2 protein-coding genes are annotated in these 2,861 nt (G+C 50.0%); both read left to right on the forward strand.

Annotated features, from left to right (window positions below):
- The first annotated feature begins 772 nt into the window (after positions 1-772).
- Positions 773-1,039, forward strand: coding sequence for a hypothetical protein (locus F7Q90_RS25145; RefSeq protein ID WP_033737525.1), 267 nt, complete (start codon positions 773-775; stop codon positions 1,037-1,039).
- Between the two features lie 114 nt (positions 1,040-1,153).
- Complete coding sequence (locus tag F7Q90_RS25150) at positions 1,154-2,353, forward strand: FAD-dependent oxidoreductase (RefSeq protein ID WP_006119724.1); 1,200 nt, start codon at positions 1,154-1,156, stop codon at positions 2,351-2,353.
- The last annotated feature ends 508 nt before the right edge of the window (positions 2,354-2,861 follow it).

Genomic DNA, 2,861 nt, shown 5'->3' on the forward strand with positions numbered 1-2,861 from the left:
TAGAAAACGCTGATGCCAGACAGAACACCGTCATACGCAAGCATGTAATGCATTGATTTTATGTTATCTGAAACAACCGTTTTCATAGTACCACAGCATAAAATCCATTTATTCAACAAAGCCAATTTTATCTCACTCTACACGTAGTTTGCTGTGATTTTAATTTTATAAAAAAGCAATATGGATATGATAAGGCTCTGTGTTTGTTGTTTTTAAAATGATAGCTTTTTGTTGTTGTATTTAATATTTGCGCAATAATGCACGAATTAGTCAGGAATTTTTTGTCCTATTGTGTCTACTTACAGACAGATGGCATTTATTTATTAAGCTTGACAATGTAATGATGTCTTGACTTTTTTATTATGAATTTAAGGGTGGGATGGCTTTGTTGAATAAATGGATTTTATGCTATGGTACTATGAAAACGGTTGTTTCAGATAACATAAAATCAATGCATTACATGCTTGCGTATGACGGTGTTCTGTCTGGCATCAGCGTTTTCTACCAAAACAGTGCAGACAAAACAGAATGATTACCTATTATTCAACAAAGCCGGGTGGGATGTAAATGGAAGGTTGCATTTAGTGCATAGTTGCATGTCAATCCAGTCCGTTAATCGGGAGAGCAACTGTTCTCCCTGTTTTTGAAACGCAAGCGGTGTAAACACCGGAGTACCGTATCGTTTGCAGGCGCTGTTTCGATAACCTCCATCTATCACAATCAACAACGATAACAATTTGCGAGAAGGTGCGCTGGCGATGATGATGTCTGCATGACGACATATCGTATTAAAGTGGGTTACCACAATCCTAACGCGCTGACATTCAGACAATTGGATGCGCAGCTTGCCGACCACGCGTTCTATAGTGCGCGTGCCAATGATGACAGAGGCGGATTCCGTTACTTTCAGGAGTACGAATACTCTTCCGACTCGGCCGATTACTGTGCGGTTTGTTCGCTGGCTTACCATCATGCCTGTCAGGTCAAAAAATGCCCGCTGGTGCTGGTTGAGATAAAACAGTCAGAACCTGAAACCTGATCGGCCAGCGTATGCAGCTTTTTCCGACGGCGATCTGAATAGCCCCACATTCCTTCGGTACGAATATCGTCGATACTGGCTTAGACTCACCAGATACAGTATGAGGGAGTCACTATGTCATCTTCAAAACACGACAGCGCCGACTGTTGTATCATTGGCGGCGGTCCGGCAGGGTTAATGCTGGCTTATCTCCTGGCCCGCGCAGGGTTGCAGGTGGTAGTGCTGGAGAAGCACGCTGATTTTCTGCGCGACTTTCGTGGCGATACCATTCATCCCTTCACCCTTCAAATCATGCACCATCTGGGCTTACTTGATGCGCTGCTCACGCTGCCGCATCAGCGTGTCGAAAAACTGCAGGCAGAAATGGGCGGTGAAGAGGTCACGATGGCCGACTTCTCCCGCCTGCCGGTGCGTTGCCGCTTTATTGCCTTTATGCCGCAGTGGGACTTTCTGAATTTTCTGGCGGAGAAAAGCGCGCAGTTTTCAGGTTTTACACTGCTTAAATCGACCGTGTGTCGTGAGTTGATCACCGAGAATGGTCAGGTGTGCGGCGTACTGGCGGAGCAGGCAGGCCAGCCAATGGAAATTCGCGCCCGTCTGGTGGTGGGAGCGGACGGACGGGATTCCGTTATTCGTGCCCAGGCCGGGCTCAGCAGCCAGCATTTTGGCGCGCCGCGCGACGTTCTCTGGTTCCACCTCAATAAACAGCCCGACGATCCGCTGACCGGCATGGGCCATACCGGCCCGCGCAACAATTTTATCGTCATTGATCGGGGGGATTACTGGCAGTGTGGTCTTACCATTCCCAAAGGCCAGTTTGAGGCCTTACAGGCACAGGGGCTGGATGCGCTTAAAGACACTATTGCGGCGGTTTCGCCCTTTGCCGCTTCACGTCTGGCGGAGGTCGACAGTTGGGAAAAACTCAAACTGTTGTCTATCCGGATAGACCGTCTGGATCAGTGGGCAAAACCGGGCGTGCTGTGCATTGGCGATGCGGCGCATGCTATGTCACCGATCGGCGGGGTTGGGGTTAATCTGGCGATTCAGGATGCGGTGGCGGCGGCGAACCTGTTAACGCGACCACTGCGCAGGGGAACGCTGAAGTTAAGCGATCTCCATAAGGTCCAGAAACGCCGTCAGTTTCCTACCGTGGCGACCCAGTTCCTGCAAATTAAAATGAGCAGCAACAAGCCACGTGCCAGTGGGCAAAGTAAGATGCCCGCCATGATGCGTAAATTCCCGTTTCTGCGCTTCGTATTTGGCCGGCTTATTGGTTTAGGATTCAGAACGGAAAGGCCGAGGGAATGCCGTTGACAGCTCTCTGTCTGCCTGACGTGAACAGTCGGCGCTAAAGGCTGAGCCGTCGGGCAGCATGGCGGAAGATGCGCAACGTTATACCCGCGAGCCATAGCCCCAGGCTATAACAGACAGCAAGGCTGTGTCTGCTGTCTGGTGGGTTTTTGCATCCGGCGTTTTGCTGCCACGCGGTATCCGGTTTTTCCCCCTGACACGATCTGCTATGTAAAGCCCTGCGGCGCGTTTAGCGACTATTCCAGTGTACGTGCCTCAGCCGCGCGAATGCTCCCGTCCTGTCAGGCATTCATCGCTTTACGTACTGTGATGCGTAAAATATTCAACGGGTAAGAAACTTCATGCCCGGCTGGCCGAATGTCCTGATGACGCAGCAACTCTTTAGTAAGCGTCACATTTAAACCGTCTGTGCAGCGGGCTCCGGTTCCGGGAAAATAGTGTCCATCATTTTTTAATGGACACTATCGCGTGAAACACCGGACATGGCTCCTTGAGGCGCTTCGCCTCCATT

This window comes from Pantoea stewartii subsp. stewartii, from assembly GCF_008801695.1.
Taxonomy (GTDB): Bacteria; Pseudomonadota; Gammaproteobacteria; order Enterobacterales; family Enterobacteriaceae; genus Pantoea; species Pantoea stewartii.

Bases quoted from the DNA above. Each gene is read 5' to 3' on its own strand.
- F7Q90_RS25145 (WP_033737525.1), top strand. From the start codon at position 773: ATGACGACATATCGTATTAAAGTGGGTTACCACAATCCTAACGCGCTG.
- F7Q90_RS25150 (WP_006119724.1), top strand. From the start codon at position 1,154: ATGTCATCTTCAAAACACGACAGCGCCGACTGTTGTATCATTGGCGGC.